Origin of the sequence: Providencia rustigianii DSM 4541 (assembly GCF_000156395.1) — a bacterium.
Lineage (GTDB): Bacteria > Pseudomonadota > Gammaproteobacteria > Enterobacterales > Enterobacteriaceae > Providencia > Providencia rustigianii.
In genome coordinates, this window is the sequence record NZ_GG703824.1 from 1 (window position 1) to 318 (window position 318).

General features: G+C 48.4%; 1 pseudogene. It reads right to left on the bottom strand.

Features of this window, described 5'->3' with window-relative positions:
* Positions 1 to 107: 107 nt before the first annotated feature.
* Positions 108 to 318: pseudogene (locus PROVRUST_RS19920) on the bottom strand (type IV secretion system protein); the annotation flags it as partial.

The window sequence follows — 318 nt, forward strand, 5'->3', positions numbered from 1 at the left end:
CTTGGCGGCGTGATTTTGCCGAGTTAGGTGCAGACGAACCACCGCTTGCACTTGTCGTTGCCCCATTCCAGCCTCTATCACGGTTATTTTTACCTGCATTTGCTGCCTTATCTGCCATTCCTGCGGCTTTTTTTATTGCCTTTAAATGCCATCATGCCAGCCCCCATAACTCCCATCATAGCCATTCCCTGAACTGCACCATCTACACCTGCGCCAGCAATTTGAGATGCAAAGTTTTTTGCAAGGAAAATAACAAATGCCATAAATAAGCCTGCCGCTGCTGCTGTTGCGCCTAATTGCGTTAAGTTGGCTTCCGCT